Source organism: Vibrio chagasii (assembly GCF_024347355.1).
Taxonomy (GTDB): Bacteria; Pseudomonadota; Gammaproteobacteria; order Enterobacterales; family Vibrionaceae; genus Vibrio; species Vibrio chagasii.
In genome coordinates this window covers 1970840-1994763 of record NZ_AP025465.1, presented here as the reverse complement: position 1 = coordinate 1994763, position 23924 = coordinate 1970840, and the positions used below count along the sequence as shown (strand labels likewise).

At 43.5% G+C, this 23924-nt stretch carries 18 protein-coding genes and 4 pseudogenes; 15 read left to right on the top strand and 7 right to left on the bottom strand.

What is annotated here, in order from left to right; genetic code table 11:
* Positions 1–107 precede the first annotated feature (107 nt).
* Positions 108–241, bottom strand: a pseudogene (locus OCV52_RS09175) (DUF3187 family protein); the annotation flags it as partial.
* A 154-nt stretch (positions 242–395) separates the two neighbouring features.
* Between OCV52_RS09175 and OCV52_RS09170 the strand changes: the two are divergent.
* From OCV52_RS09170 to OCV52_RS09135, 8 genes and pseudogenes are all read left to right on the top strand, one after another.
* Positions 396–839, top strand: a complete 444-nt coding sequence (locus OCV52_RS09170) for a hypothetical protein (RefSeq protein WP_137408578.1) — start codon at positions 396–398, stop codon at positions 837–839.
* A gap of 337 nt (positions 840–1176) precedes the next feature.
* Complete coding sequence (locus tag OCV52_RS09165; RefSeq protein ID WP_096995464.1) at positions 1177–2097, top strand: IS5 family transposase; 921 nt, start codon at positions 1177–1179, stop codon at positions 2095–2097.
* Positions 2098–2412: 315 nt separating this feature from the next.
* The gene (gene thrS, locus OCV52_RS09160) at positions 2413–4341 is read left to right on the top strand and encodes a threonine--tRNA ligase (protein ID WP_032549211.1); all 1929 of its coding nucleotides are present in this window, start codon (positions 2413–2415) and stop codon (positions 4339–4341) included.
* An 83-nt stretch (positions 4342–4424) separates the two neighbouring features.
* Entirely contained in the window at positions 4425–4895 is a 471-nt protein-coding gene (gene infC, locus OCV52_RS09155) for a translation initiation factor IF-3 (RefSeq protein ID WP_008224693.1), read from the top strand.
* Between the two features lie 104 nt (positions 4896–4999).
* A complete protein-coding gene (gene rpmI / locus OCV52_RS09150; RefSeq protein WP_004738430.1) occupies positions 5000–5194 on the top strand; it encodes a 50S ribosomal protein L35 in 195 nt (64 codons plus the stop codon).
* Between the two features lie 42 nt (positions 5195–5236).
* Positions 5237–5590, top strand: coding sequence for a 50S ribosomal protein L20 (gene rplT / locus OCV52_RS09145; protein WP_004733517.1), 354 nt, complete (start codon positions 5237–5239; stop codon positions 5588–5590).
* A 209-nt stretch (positions 5591–5799) separates the two neighbouring features.
* Positions 5800–6114: a N(4)-acetylcytidine aminohydrolase gene (gene yqfB / locus OCV52_RS09140; protein ID WP_008224694.1), complete on the top strand. Its 315-nt coding sequence runs from the start codon at positions 5800–5802 to the stop codon at positions 6112–6114.
* Between the two features lie 49 nt (positions 6115–6163).
* A pseudogene (locus OCV52_RS09135) lies at positions 6164–6612 on the top strand (hypothetical protein).
* 152 nt (positions 6613–6764) lie between these two features.
* Here OCV52_RS09135 and OCV52_RS09130 read toward each other — a convergent pair.
* From OCV52_RS09130 to OCV52_RS09100, 6 genes and pseudogenes are all read right to left on the bottom strand, one after another.
* Entirely contained in the window at positions 6765–8003 is a 1239-nt protein-coding gene (locus OCV52_RS09130) for a leucine-rich repeat-containing protein kinase family protein (RefSeq protein WP_137408040.1), read from the bottom strand.
* A gap of 115 nt (positions 8004–8118) precedes the next feature.
* Positions 8119–9693, bottom strand: a complete 1575-nt coding sequence (locus OCV52_RS09125) for an ATP-binding cassette domain-containing protein (RefSeq protein ID WP_137408039.1) — start codon at positions 9691–9693, stop codon at positions 8119–8121.
* 492 nt (positions 9694–10185) lie between these two features.
* On the bottom strand, positions 10186–10773 hold the full coding sequence (locus OCV52_RS09120) for a TetR/AcrR family transcriptional regulator (RefSeq protein ID WP_137408038.1): 588 nt from the start codon (positions 10771–10773) through the stop codon (positions 10186–10188).
* On the bottom strand, positions 10770–12206 hold the full coding sequence (locus OCV52_RS09115) for a coniferyl aldehyde dehydrogenase (protein ID WP_137408037.1): 1437 nt from the start codon (positions 12204–12206) through the stop codon (positions 10770–10772). The genes OCV52_RS09120 and OCV52_RS09115 overlap by 4 nt, the downstream gene beginning before the upstream one ends.
* 233 nt (positions 12207–12439) lie before the next feature.
* Positions 12440–13063 (bottom strand): annotated as a pseudogene (locus tag OCV52_RS09110) (class I SAM-dependent methyltransferase); the annotation flags it as partial.
* A 745-nt stretch (positions 13064–13808) separates the two neighbouring features.
* Entirely contained in the window at positions 13809–14015 is a 207-nt protein-coding gene (locus tag OCV52_RS09100) for a DUF3560 domain-containing protein (RefSeq protein ID WP_137408036.1), read from the bottom strand.
* A 1810-nt stretch (positions 14016–15825) separates the two neighbouring features.
* On the opposite strand from OCV52_RS09100, the gene OCV52_RS09095 reads away from it, so the two are divergent.
* The 7 genes and pseudogenes from OCV52_RS09095 to OCV52_RS09065 form a co-directional block, all read left to right on the top strand.
* Entirely contained in the window at positions 15826–16164 is a 339-nt protein-coding gene (locus tag OCV52_RS09095; protein ID WP_137408035.1) for a hypothetical protein, read from the top strand.
* A gap of 9 nt (positions 16165–16173) precedes the next feature.
* Positions 16174–16485 (top strand): hypothetical protein, encoded by a 312-nt coding sequence (locus OCV52_RS09090; protein WP_137408034.1) that lies wholly within the window; start codon positions 16174–16176, stop codon positions 16483–16485.
* 8 nt (positions 16486–16493) lie between these two features.
* Positions 16494–18065, top strand: coding sequence for a hypothetical protein (locus tag OCV52_RS09085; RefSeq protein WP_137408033.1), 1572 nt, complete (start codon positions 16494–16496; stop codon positions 18063–18065).
* A gap of 74 nt (positions 18066–18139) precedes the next feature.
* Complete coding sequence (locus OCV52_RS09080; RefSeq protein WP_137408032.1) at positions 18140–19273, top strand: hypothetical protein; 1134 nt, start codon at positions 18140–18142, stop codon at positions 19271–19273.
* A complete protein-coding gene (locus OCV52_RS09075) occupies positions 19270–21663 on the top strand; it encodes a hypothetical protein (protein WP_137408031.1) in 2394 nt (797 codons plus the stop codon). The genes OCV52_RS09080 and OCV52_RS09075 overlap by 4 nt, the downstream gene beginning before the upstream one ends.
* A gap of 19 nt (positions 21664–21682) precedes the next feature.
* On the top strand, positions 21683–23479 hold the full coding sequence (locus tag OCV52_RS09070; protein ID WP_137408030.1) for a HEAT repeat domain-containing protein: 1797 nt from the start codon (positions 21683–21685) through the stop codon (positions 23477–23479).
* 88 nt (positions 23480–23567) lie between these two features.
* A pseudogene (locus OCV52_RS09065) lies at positions 23568–23873 on the top strand (arginase family protein); the annotation flags it as partial.
* Between the last annotated feature and the right edge of the window lie 51 nt (positions 23874–23924).

Sequence of the window (23924 nt, the reverse complement as noted above, 5' to 3'; positions counted from 1 at the left end):
GCCTCTCTGTTAGTCGTCGCTCTGTCTATTAATAGTGATAATACGATTTCAAAGCCGAACTTAACTGTTCGGCTTTTTTTATTCCATCACCTTCTGTTGAATTAGATTTACCACTGGTGCCGTTAGCCAATTGAAAGGCCACATCGGTCGAGTTGTCTATATTGAAGATATTCACGATATTGGAGAGCTCAAGTGCCGCGCGTTGCATCAGATAGCGGTAGCCAAATATAATTTCATTGGCTTTGGGTGCTTTGAGCTAACCACCATCATGTCTACACTCAGTTTGCGCTAGCGGTGACCTGAAAATCACTAACGGTGAGAATATAGAAGAAGGAAAGTACCCATATTTTTCAGCTTTAACCCCTGAGTCTGTACACCTTTTGGATGATAGTAGCTTGAATATCAGTAGCAATATCACTATTGCTGCAAATTCAAACTATAACAAAGACGTAGACACTTTTGAGCGCTGTGAACTAACCTTTACTCTTGATAATGATCAAGATGGTTTTATTGAACTGATAACTAAAAAAAATAGGCTGACTAAAGCTGTAAAATATGAACCTGCAAGCTCGTCGAATGAGAATATTAGGTCTCTCAATCCAACAGAGGGTAGTGAGGTTGGTAGTGGTGAAGCGAGTGGCAATGGTAGCGGAGGTGGTTTAAGCGTTTATGATTTCAGCGGCTCCGTCTTTATGCTGGATACTACATGTCTTGTTTGTAGTGAAGCACTAGCAGATAAGTTGAGATGTGCTTTTGCTTTCAAGCCTTATTCCGATTCATCGTTATTCTTTACATCGATACAAAGCCTCTTTAAATATAGAGCCGTAGATATTACCTGATGGTATTTTTCATTCCGCTATTATCCTATGCTTTAGAGTCGTTACTGATTCATTTCCCCATCCCACTACAGTTCTAAATATCATAAAGTTTTAGATCGCATGAGTTGAAAAAGGTCCAAATGATTTAGGAAAAAACGCCTACTTATATAGATTTTTTCCGAGCCTTATTCATTTGAAATGATAATTAGCAAGGTATTACGCTTCTAAATAATGATTGTATTTAAGTCTGAAGAACTATCATATTTTTCATTCCTTATTGGCTTTGTTGCGTAAATCGATGGAACCAAATCAAGAAGCTACGATCTGATCAGCTACACCTTTTAATCGTCGTAGCCTCATGCCTAAACCTCGTTACAAAACAACTAACTGGAAGCAGTACAATCAAGCCTTAACCAATCGTGGTTCTCTGACCTTTTGGATTGATGAGGAAGCGATAGCCGAGTGGAAGCAAAACAAACAAGGCAAGCGTGGTAGACCTCGCCGGTTCAGCGACTTAGCCATTACTACTGCATTGATGGTGAAACGCGTGTTCTCTATGCCATTGAGAGCGCTGCAAGGATTTCTAGACTCCGTATTTAAGCTGGCTAACATCCCACTTGTTTGCCCACACTACACCTGTATAAGCCGCCGAGCTAAGGAAGTTGAGGTTTCATTTAAACCCAAAACCAGAGGAGCAATACAACATCTGGCAATTGATGCCACTGGCCTCAAGGTTTATGGCGAAGGTGAATGGAAGGTCAAAAAGCATGGTACTGATGGGAAGCGCAGAGTCTGGCGTAAGCTACATTTAGCCGTTGATACTAGCAGTCACGAAATAGTCGCAGCAGAGCTGAGTTTATCTAACGTTACCGATGGCGAAGTGCTTCCCAACCTACTTAAGCAGACACGTCGTAAAATCATTGAGGTATCAGGTGATGGTGCTTATGACACAAGACATTGCCATGATGCAATACGTATAAAGCGAGCGGTTCCGCTAATCCCGCCACGCGAAGGGGCTGCCTTCTGGGAGCAAGGACACCCTCGCAATTTAGCAGTTGGTTGTCAGAAGCTTTATGGCTCCAACAATAAGTGGAAAAAGCGGTATGGCTATCACAAGCGGTCGCTATCAGAGACAGCAATGTATCGAGTGAAACAGTTGCTAGGTGGGAAATTAAGCCTGAGAAACTACAACGCTCAAGTTGGCGAGACTTACGCTATGATCAAAGCGCTGAATAAGCTTACGGGGTTAGGTATGCCTGAAACTCAGTATATTGTTTAAGAGTCAAGCACATGGGACAGGCATGTCTTCGCTCTGAATTAAGCAACAAAGCCTATGCATTTGACCAGTGAGCATAAAATAAACTGTCATTTAGAGATGACAGTTTTCCTCGACCTTTCATCTAGGACATTATTGTCATTTCATGTTAATTCGTTACAATGTGCTTGGAATAAATGAAAGTGCATCTGTATTTGTACCTGAATTTGTACCAATTCTTACATATATCCCCACCAAGTTTCCTAACTTGTTGAATTAAATATATTAAATAACTTTCATGTGTTGCTTGGTGTGTAACACCACTGTAAAGGACAAATAATGCCAATTATTACTCTTCCTGACGGTAGTCAGCGTCAATTTGACAACCCTGTATCAACTCTAGATGTTGCCCTATCAATCGGTCCTGGTCTTGCGAAAGCAACCATTGCTGGTCGTGTTGATGGTGAGCGTGTTGATGCTTGTGATCTTATCGAAAACGATGCAAGCCTAGAAATCATCACAGCTAAAGATGAAGTTGATGGCCTTGAGATCGTTCGTCACTCTTGTGCTCACCTATTAGGCCACGCGGTTAAGCAGCTTTTCCCAGAAGCGAAAATGGCGATCGGTCCTACCATCGATAACGGTTTCTACTACGATATCGACCTTGAGCACTCTCTAACGCAAGAAGATCTAGAAAAGATCGAAAAGCGCATGAAAGAGCTAGCGAAGACCAAGTACCAGGTTGTTAAGAAGAAAGTTAGCTGGCAGGAAGCGCGTGATGCTTTCGAAGCTCGCGGCGAAACATACAAAATGGAAATCCTAGACGAGAACGTTTCTAAAGACGACCGTCCAGGCCTATACCACCATGAAGAATACATCGATATGTGTCGTGGTCCACACGTACCACATATGGGTTTCTGTCAGCACTTCACACTACTAAACGTAGCTGGTGCTTACTGGCGTGGTAACAGTGACAACAAGATGCTTCAACGTATCTACGGTACTGCATTCCATGACAAAAAAGCGCTTAAAGCTCACCTAGTTCGTTTAGAAGAAGCGGCTAAGCGTGACCACCGTAAGATTGGTAAAGCATTGGATCTATTCCACATGCAGCAAGAAGCACCAGGCATGGTGTTCTGGCACCACAACGGTTGGACTATTTTCCGTGAACTAGAAGTATTCGTACGTCAAAAACTGACTGAGTACGATTACCAAGAAGTAAAAGGCCCATTAATGATGGACCGCGTACTTTGGGAACGTTCTGGTCACTGGGACAAATACGCAGAAGCGATGTTCACAACGTCTTCAGAGAACCGTGAATACGCTATCAAGCCAATGAACTGCCCGGGTCACGTACAGATCTTCAACCAAGGTCTTAAATCTTACCGTGATCTACCGCTACGTATGGCTGAGTTCGGCTCATGTCACCGTAACGAGCCGTCTGGCGCACTTCACGGCATCATGCGTGTTCGTGGCTTTACTCAAGATGATGCTCACGTATTCTGTACTGAAGACCAAGTTCAACAAGAAGTAAAAGCTTGTATTGAAATGGTTTACGACACTTACACAACTTTCGGTTTCGAAAACATCGTTGTTAAGCTGTCTACTCGTCCAGAGCAACGTGTAGGTTCTGACGAAATGTGGGACCGTGCTGAGGCTGACCTTAAGCTTGCACTAGAGTCAATGGAGATTGCATACGAGATTCAAGAAGGCGAGGGTGCGTTCTACGGACCTAAGATTGAATTTACTTTGCATGATTGTTTGGACCGTGCATGGCAATGTGGTACAGTGCAGCTCGATTTTGCATTACCAGAGCGTTTAGGTGCCACTTACGTAGGTGAAGATAACGAGCGTCACACGCCAGTTATGATCCACCGCGCGATTTTAGGTTCACTAGAGCGTTTCATCGGTATTCTTATTGAAGAATACGCTGGCTTCTTCCCAACGTGGTTGGCGCCAGAACAAGCGGTTGTAATGGGTATTACAGACAAACAGTCTGAATATGTACAAGAAATTACGAAAAAACTGCAAAAAAGTGGATTTAGAGTCAAAGCAGACTTGAGAAATGAGAAGATTGGCTTTAAAATTCGCGAACATACTTTGAAACGTGTACCGTTCATGCTTGTGTGTGGCGACCAAGAAATGGAAGCCGGCGAAATTGCAGTACGTACACGTAAAGGTAAAGACCTTGGCAAGTTTAAAGTGGATGACTTTATTTCATACATCCAAGCTGAGGTTTCAAGCCGTAAGCTCAATCTGGAGGAATAGCTATTAAAGGCGGAAGACGTGGCCAACAACCGGCCAAACAAAACCAGCACCGTTTAAACGGTGACATTCGTGGCGTTCGTGAAGTGCGTCTAACTGGCGCAGACGGCGAAGCTGTTGGTGTAGTATCAATCGCAGAAGCGATGGAAGCTGCAAATGAAGCTGGTATGGATCTAGTAGAGATCAGCCCTAACGCCGAGCCGCCAGTTTGTCGTGTGATGGACTACGGTAAGTTCCTCTTCGAGAAGAGCAAAGCTGCGAAAGAGCAGAAGAAAAAGCAAAAGCAGGTTCAGATTAAGGAAGTTAAATTCCGTCCTGGAACTGATATTGGAGACTATCAGGTAAAACTACGCAACCTGACTGGTTTCCTTGAAGACGGCAACAAAGTGAAGGTAACAATTCGCTTCCGTGGCCGCGAAATGGCTCACCAAGACATCGGTGTTGACGTTCTTAATCGTTTGAAAGCGGATACTGAAGAATTTGCAGTAGTCGAATCTTTCCCAACGAGAATTGAAGGTCGCCAGATGATCATGGTATTGGCCCCTAAAAAGAAGTAATTAACGGCTTTGCAAGTAATTGAACCCTGCAGCCTCAGGTTGCGGGGTTTTATTCGCCCTAATTACTATGTTATTAACAACTCAACAATGCGGAGTTATTCATCATGCCTAAGATGAAAACCAACAAAGGTGCTGCTAAGCGTTTCCAGAAAACTGCTGGTGGTATTAAGTTTAAGCACGCTGGTAAACGTCACATCCTGACTAAGCGTACTACTAAGAACAAGCGTCAGCTACGTCCGAACTCGATCCTTCCTAAGTGTGAAGTTGCTCAAGTTCTACGTATGATGCCATACGCTTAATTCTTTTTAGTTTATAAATTCGTTTAGTTTAGGAGAAGCATAATGCCTCGCGTAAAACGTGGTGTACAAGCTCGTGCACGTCATAAGAAAGTTCTAAAACAAGCTAAAGGTTACTACGGAGCACGTTCACGTGTTTACCGCGTAGCTTTCCAAGCAGTTACCAAAGCTGGTCAATACGCTTACCGTGACCGTCGTAACAAGAAACGTCAATTCCGTCAACTTTGGATTGCACGTATCAACGCGGCATCTCGTCAAAATGGTCTATCTTACAGCCGTTTCATCAACGGTCTTAAGAAAGCATCTATCGAGATCGATCGTAAGATTCTTGCTGACATCGCAGTATTCGACAAAGCAGCATTCGCTGTTCTAGTTGAAAAAGCGAAAGCATCTCTATAATTTAGAGTTAGCTTTAAGGTTTAAGAAAAGGAGAACTTCGGTTTTCCTTTTTTATTGCCTGTAATTTATCCTCTAGAGATTCCCAACTCCTTCCTCCGTCAGTCTTGGGAATGACGAGATAAACTTCCGCATCTAATTTTTATTCGCTTGAGCAGGCATTCTGGTATATAAACATCTACCTAACCTTATAATGCTAAGCGACTGAATAAATGACCGCACCAACCACTATGACGTTCTTTGAACGTTTTGAAGCTGACATCCTTTCTGGCAAAAAGACCATCACCATTCGCGATGAATCAGAGCGTGATTACCAACCGGGTAGCGTTGTTGAAGTATCAACGTTAGAAGAGGGGCGCGTATTCTGTAATCTTAAAATCATCAGCGTAGAACCGATTCTGTTCGATGAACTGGGTGAGTTCCATGCACAACAAGAGAACATGACGCTGCAAGTGCTGAAAGATGTGATTCAAGATATCTACCCAGGCATTTCTCAGCTTTACGTTGTCTCTTACGAGCTGGTTTAATCGCTAACAACGCACCTTTAGTGTAGTTCTGGATGGATAGGAAGGATTAATGACTGAGTTATCGAGTGACACGACGCAGCAAATTTTGCTTCAGCTTTATTGTCGCGAGCAAACGGAACAGTCGTTAATTCCTCGAGGTGATCTCGACACCGATATTTACGACAGCGAAACGTTTTTAGCTTGGCGAGAAACCAGCGAGATTTTGTTGTCCGTGATATTGAAAATCGTGTTTGGGTGAAAAGCTGCCCGGCTGGCTACATTACTGAAGTGCATTTTAAAGCCGATGGCACTCTAACGGAGTACCGTTTGTTTGACCGCTTTAAAACTGTAGGGCGGTGGCAGTTAAAAGACGGCTTACTGAACGCTGAGATTACTAAAGGCGATAACCGATATGAATTTGCGGTTGTAGCGCGAGCAGACCTTAATATCCACTCTGCGGTGGAATATAAGAACGGCGAGCTGCATTCGTATCTGAAGTTGGTGCAAGCTGAGCGTTAACTCTTTTCATCGAGCTTGATTAAGCGAGCGAGCCTGTAAAAAGCAAAAAGCAAAAAGCAAAAAGCAAAAAGCCAACAGTGATGTTGGCTTTGTTGTTTCTGGCGAAGCTAACTAAGCGTTAGCATTCTTTAAGTTCTTTTTATCTAAGGCGTTTACGCTTCAAAGGTTGTTAGGCGTGAGTGCAGTTCACTTCCAACATCTTGCTTGACACAAACCGTTAGTAGGTCATCAATAAAGTACTTGAGAGCGCGAGCTTCGATACGTCGAATGCCTTGTTGCTGCTCTTCAGTCAGGTAACCGTAGATGGTCGCCGCTCCAAAATCACCAAAGATCATTTGGCCCTGCTCATTGACTAGGGTGTTATGCGCGTACAAATCACCGTGACAAACCTTGTTGTCATGCAGATGATTAAATACATCGATCATCTGAGTCACGATGTTGTCGATTTGCGAGATTGGAAGTTCGAAACCTTCAGGGAAAGTATCACGCGTGCAAGTCTCGAGTGTTGGTGGTAGCCCTAGGTTGTAGTAGCTGCTTGGAATGAGTTCCATCACCAAAGCTAGGTAATCTTGTTCTTCTACTTGGGCGATAGATTTAACCAAATTGTTATGGTGACCAGCTTGCAGGCACGCTTCCAGTTCATCATGTGGGTAACCATCGCTGGTGACTTCGCCTTTAAACACTTTAACCGCCACTTCTTGTGGGAAATCAAAGTCGCTGTTTAGCCAGCTTGCATGAGAGATCACGCCAGACGCGCCTTGGCCAAGAACTTGATTTAGCGAGTAGCTTTGAGAGCTAACCGCAGGCACGCTATCTAAGCTGCTAGGGTGTTTGCAAAACGGGTTGCCCGCAAACGCTAGCCAAGCCAGTTTTGGTAGCTTGATAAGGAACTCTGGGAATTCAGTCAGTTGGTTTGCAGACAAGCGGACCAGTTCGAGGTTGGACAGGTTTTCCATACTCTCAGGTAAAACGCGAATCTGGTTGCCTGCGAGTGCCAGCTTTTGCAGTCGTGGTCTTTCACCCAGTGAATTCGGTAGAACTTCGATGGCGTTGTCGGTTAGGATCAACCAGCGCAATTGAGGTGGCAGAGACGCTTCGCTTACGGTTTTGATTTGGTTGGTCTTAAAACCGATCATTTCAAGCTTAGGAAGTGACCCAAGAACATCAGGAAGGTGCGTGAACAGGTTATTCGACGCAAAGATAATACGCAGGTGAGTAAGCTGTGATAACTCTTCAGGTAAGTCTGATAGCTGGTTCCCCGAAAGATCGAGAATCTCTAGTGAATCGGCAAGATCCAAGATTTCTAATGGAAACTCAGTGAGACCTTCTGATAGCTTTAAGCGCTTAATACCTTTAAGTTGCCCTGATTTTAATTGTTCTAGAGTATGCAAACCTTAGCCTTATGATTAGATGTTCGAGGCGCGTAGTGTACTTGTCTCAATCGAGAAAGGCGAGTATCCGCAACAATACTCGCCTATCTAAGCTCAGTGGTAGTTAGTATCAAGGTTAAAGCTGAATGCGATTTGGGCTAACGCCGACCTCCTCAACAAAATCCACGTCATGACTGACTAAGATAAAAGCGCCTCGGTATTCACGCAAAGCTGACGCTAATATCTGCTTAGATTCGATATCTAAATGGTTGTCTGGCTCATCAAGCAGCAGTAATGGGGAGTCTTGCTTATGGCTGACAATCAACATCGCCAGTTTCATTTTCTCTCCGCCACTAAGGTGAGCGACTTTGCGGTATACGGAATCACGCCTAAAGCCGATGCCTGCCAACAATGTCCGAGCATCACTCTCTGTGAGCCCATCACTATGCGTCATGAGGCTATCGAACATGGTGTTATGGGTATCCAATAAACCAAAGTGTTGATCAAGGTATACCGTAGATCCTAAGCGTTTGATGGTGCCAGTGTAGTTCGAGTGCTCGTTGTGAATCGCTTTCAACAGTGTCGATTTACCACAGCCGTTTGCACCGCTGAGATAACATTGTTCACCTTGTGACAGAGAAAAGTGGATAGGATTACCAGACCCATATTCAAGTCGGCAATCTTCTACAGTTAACAGCGAATTCTTTTTTTTGCTATTGCTCTGTTGTAGATACAAGGCCTGCGGTTTCAGTTGCTCTTTTTGTTCTTTAAGAGATTGAAGCTTATCTTGATTTTGTTCCTTTAAGTTATTTTGGCTAGTGGCTGATGCTGTTTGTGTTCGTCCGGCTTTGTCTTTCATCGCATCCATTAAGATCTTTGGCTGACTGCCGGATTTTCGCAGTCGGTTTCCTTGCGCCTCTCGTTGTTGTGCTTTTTCTTTATTGGCTTGAGCTTGTCGCTCCAGTCGTCTCTTTTCTGATTGGTGATGAGCAATCTGTTTATCTAGTGCATCGGCCTGATTCGACATTTGTTTGAAGTAGTCATCGTAGTTTCCTTTATAGAAACGTAACCCCAAACTGTTGAGGTGGTAGATCCCTTCCATGTGTCTCAACAGGCTTCGGTCATGGCTAACCATCAGTATTTTTCCTTCAAACTGTTGGCACTGTTCTATTAACCAGCTGCGCCCGTCACTGTCTAAATGATTCGACGGCTCATCGAGAATCAGTATGTTGTGGTCTGACGTAAACAGTTGATGAAGCTGTAAAAGGGCAAGTTGCCCACCGCTTAATGTGTTGCATGGCGTGGCCAACTCGCTGGTTATTTTCAGATTGGCTAACAGCCTCTGAGTGTTTTCTTGCAAATCCCAATCGTCACCAACGATGTCAAAATGTTGAAGCTCGCAGCTGCCTTGTTCAATAGCATGCAAGGCATTGATTTTATTTGTGATACCTAAGAAATCAGCAATGCTGATCGTGCTATCCAAAAGTTCTGAGGGCAATTGTGAGTAGAAACCAATCGAGCCTTGTCTAGACACACTCCCAGATGTCGGCTGTGTTTGCCCTTTGAGTAATGAAAGTAACAACGACTTTCCGGCTCCGTTTCTTCCAACCAAGCCAGTCAGTCGCGAGTTCAAATTGAAGGTGATGTCTTTAAATAGCCACTCACCAGTATCGAGCTGGAATGAGAGATTATTGGCTAAGATAGTAGGCATAAAAATACCTCCCTTTACGTATCAACGAGTAAAAGGGGCGAGGCGCTTTTCGTGCAAGATCCTGCTGGATGCTAACAACAGATCGCCATAGGCGTTACTTAGATGGGTGACCAATAAAAGAGAGAAAGCGGTATTGAGATGATTTCTGTCTTTTAGGTGTGCTCTGGAAGATCTTGGCCGTTAATCGGCGGATCTTTAAGAGCTTAATATGTCGCGAAAATAGATGACGAAGTAACGCCCACTAACCCCGAGTGTCCAAATGATTTTTAAAAAATAAATCGGATGTCAGGATGTTAGTACTTCATTATGGCGTTATTCTCTTTTGAAATGATGGTGGAATGGTACTGAATGAGGGCTTAAAAAGTCAACAGGGTAAAGTGATTAAAATGTACCCAAATAATAAAAGCGCCGATGAGACGCTTTTATTGATTCGATGAAACCTGACACTACTTAATGGCAGGGTATTTAGCTTATAGCCCGCTGATAGTCTAGCTAACAGGACGGCTGCGCTTGACCACCAATAGCACGCCAGCACATATCAAAACTGTCGTTGATATACTTTTCTGACTGCTCTGCCTGCGGCTCTTGCTGATCAACAAGCCAGTTCGCACAGATCAAAAAGTGGCTATGGATGAAGTGTCTAACGAGATTAATGTCTAACACCATCAATTCTTCGGCTTGCTGTCCTTTCAAAATGATGTCATCGAGTGACGCAAACATCTGCGAGACAATGACTTCACGAGTTTGAGTCGTTGGGTCAAAGTGCACATTGGTGAAGAATTTCATGGCGACTGGGTTTTCCAGTGCCCACTCAATTCCGGTCATCCACATGAATTTAAAGGCTTGATAGCGATTTTGTTCAGCGATTTCTGTGTGTTGAGTCAGAGTAGAAAATAGCTCTACTTTCAACTCACGAAACAGCTCATCAATCAGTAGAGATTTGTTCTCAAAGTGATGAAACAGTGTCGCTTTTGCTACACCAGCGGTCTTCGCTATTTGCCCTGTAGATGTGCCCTCTAACCCTTGTTGGGAGAAGAGTAGGAGCGCAGCATCTAGGATTTTTTGCCTTTTTGTCATCATCGATTCAGTACTTTGAACATCATTTTCTTGATTGGGTTGTTGTATGGAGGGTGCATCAACTTAGTGAAGTTGATCTTGCCTCGAGTCAACACGGTTTTTGCATGGCTAAAGGTCTTGAAGCCTTCAATGCCGTGGTAGTGTCCCATGCCTGAAGGGCCAATACCACCAAACGGTGCGTCTTCCGCTGCCACATGCACCAAAGAGTCATTGATACAAACACCGCCAGAGTGTGTATCCGATAGGAATCGGTCTTGGGTTTTCTTGTCGTGACTCATTAGGTACAGCGCAAGTGGACGTTCTCTTGTTGTGATGTAGCTTATTGCCTCGTCAATCGAATCATAAGGCACGATTGGGAGAACAGGGCCAAACAACTCTTCTTGCATTGCCACCATGTCATCATTCACTTCGGTGAGAAGGTGCGGTGTCATTCTGTGGTTCACATCGTCTTGTGCCTGCTCGGTAACGGTGTGTATTACAGCACCTTTTGACTTCGCATCTTCAACTACACCTTTTAATCGATTGTACTGGCGCATGTTAACCACTGAGGTTAAGTCTTTGCTCTCAATTCCTGCTTTATAGAGCTTCTTGAAGTAACGTTTGTAAGCGGTGATAAATGCATCGACTTTCTCTCGTGGCAGCAAGATGTAATCTGGTGCGACACAGATTTGACCTGCGTTTAGGCTCTTGGCAAACAGGATACGTTCAACCGCGTCTGCGACATCGAAATCTGGTGCGATGATGGTTGGAGATTTCCCGCCAAGTTCAAGTGTCACTGGCGTTAGGTTAGCAGCTGCGGCTTTCATTACGTGCTTACCAACAGAGGTTGAGCCTGTGAATAGGATATGGTCAAACGGCAGCTGGCTAAACTTAGCAGAAACTTCGGCTTCACCTTCGATGATCGCCACTTGTTCTTCACTGAAACCTTCGGCCAACATCGTTTTCAAAACACGGTTGGTTGCAGGGGTAAACTCAGACATCTTGAGCATTGCAGTGTTACCTGCAGCCAATGCTGTGATGAGAGGACCCAAAGAGAGCATAACAGGGAAGTTCCAAGGCACGATGATGCCAACTACACCTACTGGCTGATAATGCACAGTAATTTTGGCTGGTGTTAGCATCAAGCCGGCTTTACGACGTGAAGGCTTCAACCACTTCTTAAGATTTTTATCACTGTAATTAATCTGGTGTAGAGAAGGTGTGATGTCAGCAATTAAGCTGTCGTGCTTTGCTCGATGGCCATAATCTTCAGATACCGCTTCAATTAACTGCTCTTGATAACGCATTAATAGTTTTTTCAAGACTGAGAGATCATTTCGTCTCTGCTCAAGTGTTGGATTAACGTTGTTACGGTAGTGATCTTGTTGTCGGTTGAATATTTGATCCATGTCGTTGGTGCTCGACGTGTTTGGTTCAAGGTCTAGATTATGGCTCATATTATCCCCTAAATTCGAAGGCTGACCGATTGGTTGGTCAGTTAAAATTACAAGAAGTTAGGACCGAATACAAGATATAGACGGGAAAAGTTTATTTTTTGTGCAATTAACTGGCAATTTAGTTAAGTGAGCCCAATAACGGAAAAGCTGGTATTAAGGAGGAAGTGATAGGTTTGCAAGAAGTGACAGTGTGCCTTTGGGGTAGTTAAAGGCACACGCGATTTGCTTGCGGGTTAGGCTGAAACTTTCTCGCAACGCATGAAGATGAAGTTAACGTTTTTTGATAGACGCCCGTACGTTTCTTCAGAGATGGCTTTGGCTTTCTCGTCGATTGTGCCTTCAGTGATTTGTGAAATCAGCAAGCCAGATTGGCTGACCGCTTGGCAAAGCTCTGTTAATGAACGGCGGTAGAAGCTTACCTGAACGGGTGTGCCGACCGTGTTCCACTCTTCTTGAATAAATTCGCGCTCAAAGTATTTACCTGAGAGGGTGCACTCGAAATCCGCAAATAGGTGGTGAGTGGAAAACACGATGTAGCCACCTGGTTTCAAAACGCGATACACGTCATCAAAGACAGGTTTTAGATCTTCAATGTAATGCAGCACCAACGGGCACACAATGACATCAGCGCTGTTATCGGCTTCTTTGGGTAAACCAAGAGCTGCATCTTGCGCGTATGCGGTCACATTGGGGATTTGTTTTCCGTTCACTAGGTCAACCATATCTTGAGACAGGTCGGTATAGGTGACTTTGTTGGCACCTTGGTCGATATACCATTGTGCGTATATACCTGATCCGCAACCAAGGTCGACAATATCGAGCCCTTTAACATCGTCTAGTACGGCTAGAGGTTTTGGACATTAAGTACCTGAACAATATCGTTGGGCAGAGTCACCGTTGGGTGAAGCAGAAAGCACATCAAGCGCTAAGTTCGATTGTAACGAAAGGAGCTTTGGCCAGTTTGCATGAGCGTGAGGTGTGGACGGTGTCTAGATAAGATCAGATAGATTCTGAGGGCCAGACAGCCTCTGAGCATTTTCTATACTCGCAAGATCATTGTGTCTGGATAATGGCTCTGCGACGTCTTTATCACAGTTTTCGTTAGAACCCGAGAAAGCAAAAAAGAAAAAGCTCCTCTAGGATAAGAGGCATACGATTTAGTTTTGGTCTAATATCTTAACGAGTCTTTTTGGTACATAGACCGTGTTGGGCGACAGTTTTTGCCCCATGCTTTGGCGTACCGGAACCACTCAAAGCGCTGCTTTTTAGCTTTTGGCGTACTGCATTGACATTGATGCCGTTAAATTAAAATCTACTGTGCCCCTCCTCTTCGTACAATTCCCCCATTGCTTCGTCGTTTCCCTGCAATGGTTCTTGATTGTGCAGAGCCTGTAACTCTTCCAAGCGTTTTTCTCGCGTTACTATTTTGCAGTGAGTAGCTCGCGAAATCATTTACTATCAAGGCTTTCGCGTTTGCTTTTACGCATTCATTAAGTATTCGACCTTGTCTTACTCTGTCATATGACTGGAGCGCACAACCTTACTAACGGCTTTCAGTAGCGCTTGTTTTTGCTCTAGTCCTTCGAGCTTTTGGTTTAACTTTTACAGTACGCCTGGGGCATCTGAAGCGATGCCAACAGCTACTACACTATTAGCGCGACGGCTCAAATATTCGGTCTTATCTTGTGCCTCTACGCTTTTTCGGATGTTGGTATTGCTGCTTTCCGCCTGGCGATGGCACTTCGCTTTTGAATGACGGCCAACAAAGCCGTTGACGGTATCAAGAATCAAATGATTTTGGGGTCTCATTCATCAATTGGCGTCTCTTTCGGTAAGGACCTTAGAACGTTATTGTTTTGTTTCATTCTGGTATTACTAGAGCTAGAAGAGATGGGATTCGAAATTCCAACGAGATATTTAATCTGTCATTCAGACACTCAAGCAGAGAACACAGAAGCTGGTAATTTGTCGCTTCGACATTGAGCTCAACTAGAAACGTTTGTAAATCTGCATCAGCTACCAGTTGATATTACTTGGTTAGAACCAAGCTTTAGCCATTCATCTTTAGGAAAAGTAGTTGTAGGCCGAGGTTTACCAACAACCGTCTCATCGAATACGCGTCAATGCCCAATGGTTCTCAAGGCTTTACCAATTAGCAGTGTTGTGAGTCGGTATTTCGAGAGAACAAAGGGCGGAAACAAAAGTGTGTTTATATCTCGGTAGTCGGGATAATGAGTCTGAAATTCGGAAACCAAGTCTTGCCAAACATGGTGGTAGTGATACTTCTAAGGAGATAACTCCTAACCCCGAGGGGGCTATCAAGCTTAGTGTATTAAAGAATTCACTAACGCACAGGTTTGGGAATGTCTACCTATACTGGTATGGAAAAAACTCATACCAAGTCACGTTAACGATTATTTAGGCATGCATGGGGTATATGCTGGTAGTGTGGATGAATGTACGATGTTCTTTTCTGTAAAGAGTGAAGATGTAAAACGAACCTTGTGCGGAGCACGACAAGGGGGCTGGACTTACCATAGCCACGAAAGGTAAAAGCTTATCGAAACTGATTTGGGAGATAGGATTATCAGACATAGTATAATAGATGCATATATTCTGCAAAATTACAACCAGATCTATATTCGTCTAAAAAGTGTCGTCGGCTTATGCACGCTCTCATTATGGCTGACTCTAAAGAAATTTGTCGTGTTACCACTCATCGTTTAGGTGGAATGACTGGCATGATTGAAGATACGCCAAAGCCCCTCGATTTGTGTAGACTTCAATTCGACAACGTCTATTAAGACTACTTAATCAAAAATGAATTCCTATGGAGTTTTCATCACTTTTCCGAAAGACCATGGTAAGCATTGGAGGTTGGGGAATTTGTTTATAGTCAGAGGTCTACGAAGATTTAGATGATATAGCAGAAATTGTTGAGTACGCTCGAACGCTTCAACTCAAAACTATTATATTTACGTTGGAGATGATTGGTCTGATGGCCGAGCGAATTTAGGTGAGGGATACGGCAATGGATTTTGTTATTGGCGAGACAGAACTTACTTGTGTGGTAACGATAAGGTTACCTGTTACCGGTAAATAATCATTCAACACTCATGGGAGCGAAAGCCTTTATCGTCAAACGCGAATTGTGGCGAACGCAGCTTCAGCCGAAGTCGGTCAACTCTCCGGGTGCCCACATTATATGGCTGAGTTTAACCGAGCCAGTTAGTTGTAAAACGGTTTGAACACAGAAGTCAGCGTAACATTGGTTTTCTTCATTTTTTCAACATCCCGTTAACAATTTCTTATCTTTAATCAATTTCTTATACTTAAATTGCAGAAAGAATATTTATAAGCTGAAAATAGAGTATTCAAAACAGTGATATGCATCATGATCCTATTTATCACTGTTCGGTGCCCATATATCTACCAGGAGTTATAAGTTATAGTAATGTTTTGGTTGATATGTATATTAATTTAAATATCAATTAATTAGCCTGTACCTACCAATTAAAAAATCCATGAACATTTCGAAAGAAGCTCGGCAGATGGTTTTAAGCACGAGCTCAAATTCGAAGTTCATTGAAATTCATTAATAACGTACATAGGTTTAGAAATGAAACATAAGTTATTTATCACTTTGGGGTTGTCCTTGTTTGGAACGGTCGCGATGGCTCAGAGACTTCCAACTGCATCTATTCAAAGCCTAGGGTGTGATCAGGCAACAAACCGTTGTTTTTTGACCTTAAATTTAGAGCAGATGGGTCCGGCTGAATGTACTGCAAACAAAATCACCTGGGAATCTGATAGCGAGCAAGGAAAGTTAGCTGTAGCGCTTCTTTCATCTGCCATGATGACACACCATCAGGTTGAGCTCGAACTTTCCAACACTTGTTACAACACACTGCCTGAACTGGCCTCTTTCAATGTAGTTGCGCGCAAAAGCGTTAATTAAGGAGGAAGTATGAGATTCAAAACTTTTCTCAGTCTTGCTTTGTTTTCAGTTGGAGTGAATGCCGCTGGTACTTATGACAGTGAAATCAGTAATATACAGTGTGCTATGGACAGCGAGTATTGCGAAATTGTGTTACCGAATGTACTCAACATTACAAGTGACTGCGCAGGGAATCAAGTACTGGTTTCTACCTCTGAACAGCAAACTATTTCGGTACTAGCGTCTGCAATGTTCACGAAAACTAAAGTGAAATTCCATATATCTGAAGCGTGTGAGCAGGGCAGTCCTGTTGTTCAGAGTTATCAAATGATTAAGGAATGATTAGCTCTATGAAACTATCTAACTTATACCTAACCATAGGTGTAGTGTTGTCTGGTGTCACGTTCACCAGTGCTGCTAGTACCTGTACGCTTAGCTCCAATGAATACCCTGCTCATGCTCAGTGGTCTTGCAGTTTGGACGATTGGGTCAGTGAGCATACCTTACCTACCAAACGTAAAACCTTGTCGCCGAGCCAAACTTCAATCGTTCTTTATCCGGAAAGCTTAGATTTAGCGGGCGAATTAAGTGTCAGACAGAGTCATCCTGAGTTTTCAGTGAGTAGAAAACTCCAAAATTGTGCAGCAGTATATGAAGCGTTCAACACTAATACGGGCAAGTTCGCAAATGTTATCAGTTGTGGAAGTGGGCCATATCAATTTGATAAATCTACATACTATCACCGTGGTTCTCACTGTAGTGTGTCCGGGAATATTGAAACCTGTGTAAGCAACAACTTAATGGTGACGCCTGTGCAGGCTGATCTTACCTACAAAGTACCGAGAGCAGACTACAGTGGGGAACTGAAAGAGATTGTTAAGAAGAACCGAATCTCTAAAAACCTTGGCTTAGTACCAATCATAGTTGGTGACATTACGACCTTTATATCAGCAGAAGTGACGAATTTGACTCCGATGCCAACAAACGTGACTTCAAAGTGGTCTGGGAGCTTCAAATCTGAAGTTTTGCCATCTGCATATTATGAATTGAGCTGTGTGGATAACACCACTGTGCCTTCAGTTAACGTGCCGCTCTACTATAAAGGTTCCAACCTATCAAAAATTGGCGTCGCATCTGATTCTGGTATCGGAGGATTTGAGCCTAACGCGTTGAAAACCTTTTTGATACGATGTGGTACTAGCCCTGTCAAGTTTGCTGTTGTTAACAGTCAAGACCTGAGCGAACCGCACTGGCGTGTGAACCTGGATGTTACGGGTGGAACGGAATACATTACTGAGCTAGAAAGACTGGCTGATGTTCTTGTTGCTGAAGCGAATTCTTTGATTGTGGAAAGACAGTCTCTGGAGAACTTACTTCGTTCAAGCAACGACATGAAACATCAGATTACGCAAGAAATGGCGACCATATGGGACAGGATTGCCACGACGGTATTTGTGCCTGATTTCTTCACTGCGGGTTATATTCCTTTAGAATTTGATGCCCTAAGTATGGAATGGACGCTGGTCATGGAAACGTCCTTACATGACCCAGTAAATTCAAGGCCAAATTTTGAAAAGTTAAACCAGTTGTCTCAACAAACTAGTGTTGGTGGTATAGAGAACTTGTTCAATTTTGACTTTGATTATCTTTACGATGAGTCCGGTTATAAGAAATACGAGACTGTCCATTATGCGCATTGGGAATTCTTAATTTCTCTAGCGCAGTTAACTGGCGATATATCCTATTCTGATACCAATAGTTCAGATCTGCGTTCTATCATTGAAAGCATGAAAACGATAAATAGCCGAAAAATTTTGGCGCTTGAGAATGTTATTGAGCACACGTTAGCGGTGGCAAGAAACGCCCGTAGTCTCGATCGAGAAAAACTTGAAGCACTTCAAGATAAGTTAGCTGAACTTTAATCAATCAAGCCACTTAAGTTAATTCGCTTAAGTGGCATTTTTATTCTCTTATATTTATTTCTACTGGGTATAACATGAAAGTTAGGCTAGTTGGAGCGGCTTTGCTATTGGCGCTATTTCAGGGAAATGCAATCGCAGCGAACGTGACCTCTGAACAGTTGGACAACCAGCAAAAGTCACTCAATCAACTCAATTATCGAATTGATCAAATATTACAATCATTGAGTCAGTACAGATTGGCAAGAGACGAGCACTACTTAGGACAAAATGGTGTATCAGACAAAGTATCGAAATGGTATGACGAACATAATGTCTGGATGAATAAAATGAACGATTTAAGGCGTCGTTTAAGTGATCATCAAACCTTAGCGAAATCGGATGCAGGTGCATTTAAAAGTGAAACGTCTCTGCTACTCAATGAACTCTACACAGCAATTGATGAATCTTCTCAAATCCGTAAGCAGGCTGTCCGAGGCATGGCGGTTCTGAATGACATACCTCAGTATCCGACGGATTACATCCAGGAGTTCAGCACAACAATTCCTGCTTTGAATACAAATGTCACCACAACTTATGGTGCTTTTGACGATATCAGCAAAACATTCACAGTTGAGCAGATGTCTCGTTTAGAGAGTGCTCTGTTGCTAACCAGTGAAGTATTGGCGTCAATCATCAACCTTTCAAGGCTTCAATACCCTGAGTTAACTGAGTCGCTAGAGAACTTAAAGCAACTTTTTGCGGTTGAGTCACTAGTGTCCAAACCTGTTGATGATGCATCTAAAGCGGCATCGTTTGTCATGTCACGAGCACGCCGAGACTGGTTCCTTGCTGACGCACATTTCAGAGTCTTTGAAGCCAGTTATCAAAAAGACAGAGTACGAATCATTAGCAGCCCTTTAGAAGCCTCTTTGAAGCAGCCGAGTCTGAATTTTATGGACAGAAAGTACAACGATGCAAAACATGCTCTTATTGTGGCTCAAAGAAGGGCATACATTACCCTTTATGATGTTTATCGGAGGACTCTGTCAACGTATGCACCGCAATGTAAAATTTCGGCAAACCACCAGAAATATAACTGCGCGTTACTGAAAAGTTTGATTGGGTTGGATCGTACCGCTATTCAAAAAATGACGCTTGATCAGCAGCGTTATCTGCATGCTCAGTTATCTCGTGTTCCTCAAGCACCTTTCTCGGAGGTGATACAATGATGTCTACATTGAAGAAAATGTTTTGTCTATTTTCTCTATTCACTTTCTTTGATGTGCCTTTCGTGTTTGCACAAAATGCAGGTGCATCAGCAGGGGAAGAAATTATCAAACTCGTACTTGGAGACAGAACACCAAAAGAGTTTGTCCCGTTTACAGACAGTGAAATTCGAGAGTTGGCAAATAAATACCCGAATGACGATCTGGAACTGGATGTTCAATCTGGCAAAACTTACTTGTTGCTTCGGGTAACTTCGGAAACTCAGCCAGAGCGTATTGAGATCAACGAGTACATTGGTTTAGCTAACCAACTGGAATCACAGATCACACCTTACGGCTATAGTATGCGTGATGATTCCTTTGAACAGTTGCCAGTGGATATCTATGAGCTATTTAACGATCCGGAATTGTTACAAAAGCGTTTGTTGGATGCGTTAGAGCTTTATGCTCGCGAAGAATTAATGCGCCGTTTGGACGCTATTGATCCAGGAAGCTGCCCGCAAATAAATGTCGATAGACTGGTGGAAAAGGTCAATGGGCACATCGCGGGCCATGCTGATGAGCAATTAAAGGAATTCCTTGATGAACCGTATCGACTTAAATCTGGTGACCTGGCGAAATTCGATCAGTACATTCGAGCAGCAAACAACACCAATAAGATCTTGTGTGCACTTGGCTATAGCGTTTACGAAGCCATGAATCTGCCAATGAAAACCTCAAATGGTGTAACTGAGGTAGATGTTGATCGTTTAGTCCAAATCGTTGGCGGCGGAAGTGAAGGCAATACTGCCCAGGCCGTAATCTCTTACATTGAAGATAATCTCAATAGTGCATTGGCCGGAATGGGTTTTGACTTGCCAGCTATCGATAGTATTCTGACTTGGTCTCCATTAGTTAAAGCAATGGAGTGGAGTTCGGAATTTTTAGAACTGGACGGGCTAAAGATCAAGTTAACCATGCCGTCTCCTGAGTTCATTAAGCAAACTATCGAAGAGTTGGGGCTTGCCATTCCGACTAACTGGGATATCCCTGATGTGCCTAGCATCAGCTTTAATGAATCTTTTGAACCGCCAACTCGAGCAGATTTGGTACTTAAGAAGCGTAAAGACTGGACGGGCTTTGATCTTGGCAAGCGAAGCATTGCTGGTACTACAGCGTCTGCATACTACGAGATTCGTGGCTCAGAAGAGGTTCAATGGGCGATCGCAGTGGGCCGAGCGGATGTTTACATCTTCAATAAAAAAAACAATGCCATCGGGGCTTATGCGCAAGCTGAAGTTGGTCCACAGAAGCTGGAAGGTAATGTTGATATTCAAGTCCTAGGTCATCAGCTTTATAAGCGTCACTGGCTGAAAAACGAAGGTATCATTAAGGACAGCATAGAGCTTCTGGGGAGGGGTGATGGATACAGCTATTCTTATGAATACACTCAGCAATTCGCGATAGGCCCTATACCAGTTTATATCAGTGTTGGGGCGTACGCGAGCTCAAATGCTCGTCTAAACTGGGGTTTATACATGACTCAAGTGTATGCGGAAATTCAACCAATTGCGAAAGCAGCAGCATTTGGTGAAGGGGCTGTAGGTATCAAAAAAGTCCTTTCGGCAGGTGTAAGAGGTAATATTGACGTATTGAATTTGTCTGTTCCACTTCGTGGTAAAGCTGGTGTGTTCTTCGCTCAGTCTGGTGAACCATACCTCAAACTCGGTCTGACTTCTGACGCAGTACTTCGGGCAATGAATGGTGGTATCAGCGCATATGTTGAGTATCCTTGGATAAAGATATGTAAAAAAAAGGTTGGATTCATTAAGATTCCATATCCGTGCATCAGATCTAAGCGTAAATCAAAGAATCTATATAGCTACGGTGGCTATGCGTGGTCAAAGCCTATCATGAACTGGCAACTAGTTTATGGTTATCAGGGGGTTCAGATGAATGGTTCTCTGATAGACCAGACCGACCGACGTGAAGCAGATGCGTTAAGGGGCAAAGTGAATTTGTATCAGAGGCACGTTGCTTTGACTGAGTATAGTTCTAAAACTCAGGTTCGAATTCAAAATACCTTTAAGAAGTTGAAAGAGGAACTTGAAAGTCCATCCGTTACCCTACTTCCTCAAAAACGAGCAGAGTTTCAGTTGAGCAACCAATCGGCTAAGCAAAATCTGGAGCAGTATGAGTCCTGGCTTGCGGCGACGATTGATCATAATTCGGCTCAATCGCGTGCTCAGAGAGTGATGGTTAGAAACTCCGCTGACTGGCATATGGAAGCCCTGAACTTCGGTGATTCCGTGCCTGTAAGTTCGCTTGGTGGTACCTCATCGACTTCGGTCATTGAACAAGAAAAAATTGATAACGCAAATGTGCTAAGAAGCCTGCACGGGTTCCTACACTAAAAAATTAGGTTGGTAAAGAATGACAACAAAGGTAACGCTGTACTTGGCTACAATGGCAGGGGTTGTTGCTATGATTTTGATTGGGTATGTCAAAGGAACGGAGCAAAAGTACTTGATCCGTTTCGAGCCCGGTAATACATATACTTACGGGTTAGAGTACACCAGTGATGCATCTGGTTATGCTTCGGGGTATACCGGATCTGCCAACCTTATTGGCTCTTCAATAGACGTGGACTATGCCTTCAAAGGTAAGATGCATATCCATGTTATTGAGGAAAATGCATTAGGCTATCAATTGGAGTTTTCGTTTGATGCAGACACTTTTAAAGCCAGCATCAACGAAGAAGTGAATTGGGTATGGCCGAAAGACATCGTTGTAACGGGCATCCTGAATAAAAATGGTCATCTATCCGGCTTAGAGTTTCAGGAACGTTACTTCGCAGAGTTCTCTCCTGTATTAAAGGAGTGGATAGGGCAGTTTCAGGTTTCGCTTACCAACGACGGTAAAGCCAGCTGGCAGACTGTAGAAGGCGACTTTACCTCAGATTACGATGTGAGTTACCGCTTGCAGGAAGGTTCTTCTCCAACGTTGGATACTACGATCTTAAAAGAGTACATTGCTCTTAACCCGCAAGTCCGCATAAGTCAATTCACGAATGTGGTGATCAGTAGGTTCTTTAAACGTATCGAGCAGATTCAAACCAACAGAGAGCGAAGTACCTTTTCCGCTAACCGTTTGATGGCTAGAGAGAGTATGTCTCTTAGCCTGAACTATCTTTTTCAGTCAAAAATAGCAGACTCCAGAACTGCTTTGGTTGGGTTAGTTGTACAAGATACTTTAGATGGATCGTATCAGAAAGCGCTGTTGAAGACTCAAATGTATGAAAATACCTTGTCTAATGCTGACCCTGATACCTTTAAAGGTCGTCTGCGCGCAACGCCGTCTTATGGCAATAAAGAGCGCTCTCAGTTGTTCTTTGAGCTTCGTGCCTGGGTTACGTTGGACCCCTCTAAACTGGCTCAGATAGAAGAGTGGATGCGAATGTACAACGCCAGCCACCCGTCATTTCAAATGCTGAGTGCACTTTTGGTTAATGTTGGCTCACCGGGGGCCCAGCAAATTTTATTGGATGTACTCAATACTTCGTCGGTATCGAAGCAGCAGGCAATCATGTTAAAGCTTGCATTCCTAAAAGAGCCGACTCAAGCAAGCGTTGATACGGTTCAGACAATGTCTCAAACGCTCTTTAAACATGAAGATCAAGTACAGGCAAAATTGGTGTTAGGTAGCATGGCGAATAATTTACTGGACAGAGATGAAGACAGGGGCAATAAGCTTTATCAACAGTTTGAGCTTGAATTGAGTCAGGCTTCAGACGCGAGCGATATCGCTGATTCACTAAGTGTGCTTGGTAACATTGGTTCACCTAACCAAATAGATAAGGTTACGCCATTCTTAAGCCATGAGAATAAATCCGTGCGCCATGCGGCCGTCAATTCACTCCGATTCGTGAATACACCAGAAGCTCAATCTGTGTTGCTTGGCTTATTGGAAGCTGAAGATGAACGCGTTCGAGAAATCGCATCAGCAGGCCTGAGTTTCACCACGCCGCAATCTGAGTTTGTTCAGGTATACAGAGAACGTCTATTTGCTGAAACTAACCAGCAAGTGATTAAGCAGCTGATTGATTTGCTTGGGAGCATGGCGATTCAGTACCCAGAAGCGATTGATGCGCTTGAGGAGTATATCCCAACTATAGGGATCACAAGCCTTAAAAACTATGCAGAAAATGTGCTGGAACAATCCCGAATCTAACATCAACTTGTATTCCCCTTTAAAACAGAAGCCTTTGGCTTCTTTTTTTATGGTTTAAGTGTGACTTTGCCATATTTATAGATTTGTGGCCAATGACATGAGTGTGGATCAAGTGAAAGGTATTGTTGGTGATAAGCCAGTGTATCTGACGTTTGATATCGACTGTCTTGATCCTGCTTTTGCACCGGGTACTGGCACGCCAGTGTGTGGTGGTTTGAACTCAGATAAAGTTCTGAAAATCATCCGTGGTTTGCAGGGTATCAACATGGTTGGTATGGACGTTGTAGAAGTGTCTCCAGCGTACGACCAAAGTGACATCACAGCGTTAGCGGGTGCTACGATTGCGCTTGAGCTGCTTTATGTTTGGACGGCGAATCGTCTAGCTAGATCATAAAATGTCGTTGTTATAAACATAGCGTTGCTATCTGATTTAAAAGCCTACCAG

What these genes read in the sequence shown, in the direction of transcription:
- OCV52_RS09165 (WP_096995464.1), top strand. Translation starts at nt 1,177, where the DNA reads ATGCCTAAACCTCGTTACAAAACAACTAACTGGAAGCAGTACAATCAA.
- thrS (WP_032549211.1), top strand. Translation starts at nt 2,413, where the DNA reads ATGCCAATTATTACTCTTCCTGACGGTAGTCAGCGTCAATTTGACAAC.
- rpmI (WP_004738430.1), top strand. Translation starts at nt 5,000, where the DNA reads ATGCCTAAGATGAAAACCAACAAAGGTGCTGCTAAGCGTTTCCAGAAA.
- rplT (WP_004733517.1), top strand. Translation starts at nt 5,237, where the DNA reads ATGCCTCGCGTAAAACGTGGTGTACAAGCTCGTGCACGTCATAAGAAA.
- yqfB (WP_008224694.1), top strand. Translation starts at nt 5,800, where the DNA reads ATGACCGCACCAACCACTATGACGTTCTTTGAACGTTTTGAAGCTGAC.
- OCV52_RS09125 (WP_137408039.1), bottom strand. Translation starts at nt 9,693, where the DNA reads ATGCCTACTATCTTAGCCAATAATCTCTCATTCCAGCTCGATACTGGT.
- OCV52_RS09120 (WP_137408038.1), bottom strand. Translation starts at nt 10,773, where the DNA reads ATGATGACAAAAAGGCAAAAAATCCTAGATGCTGCGCTCCTACTCTTC.
- OCV52_RS09115 (WP_137408037.1), bottom strand. Translation starts at nt 12,206, where the DNA reads ATGAGCCATAATCTAGACCTTGAACCAAACACGTCGAGCACCAACGAC.
- OCV52_RS09100 (WP_137408036.1), bottom strand. Translation starts at nt 14,015, where the DNA reads ATGAGACCCCAAAATCATTTGATTCTTGATACCGTCAACGGCTTTGTT.
- OCV52_RS09095 (WP_137408035.1), top strand. Translation starts at nt 15,826, where the DNA reads ATGAAACATAAGTTATTTATCACTTTGGGGTTGTCCTTGTTTGGAACG.
- OCV52_RS09090 (WP_137408034.1), top strand. Translation starts at nt 16,174, where the DNA reads ATGAGATTCAAAACTTTTCTCAGTCTTGCTTTGTTTTCAGTTGGAGTG.
- OCV52_RS09085 (WP_137408033.1), top strand. Translation starts at nt 16,494, where the DNA reads ATGAAACTATCTAACTTATACCTAACCATAGGTGTAGTGTTGTCTGGT.
- OCV52_RS09080 (WP_137408032.1), top strand. Translation starts at nt 18,140, where the DNA reads ATGAAAGTTAGGCTAGTTGGAGCGGCTTTGCTATTGGCGCTATTTCAG.
- OCV52_RS09075 (WP_137408031.1), top strand. Translation starts at nt 19,270, where the DNA reads ATGATGTCTACATTGAAGAAAATGTTTTGTCTATTTTCTCTATTCACT.
- OCV52_RS09070 (WP_137408030.1), top strand. Translation starts at nt 21,683, where the DNA reads ATGACAACAAAGGTAACGCTGTACTTGGCTACAATGGCAGGGGTTGTT.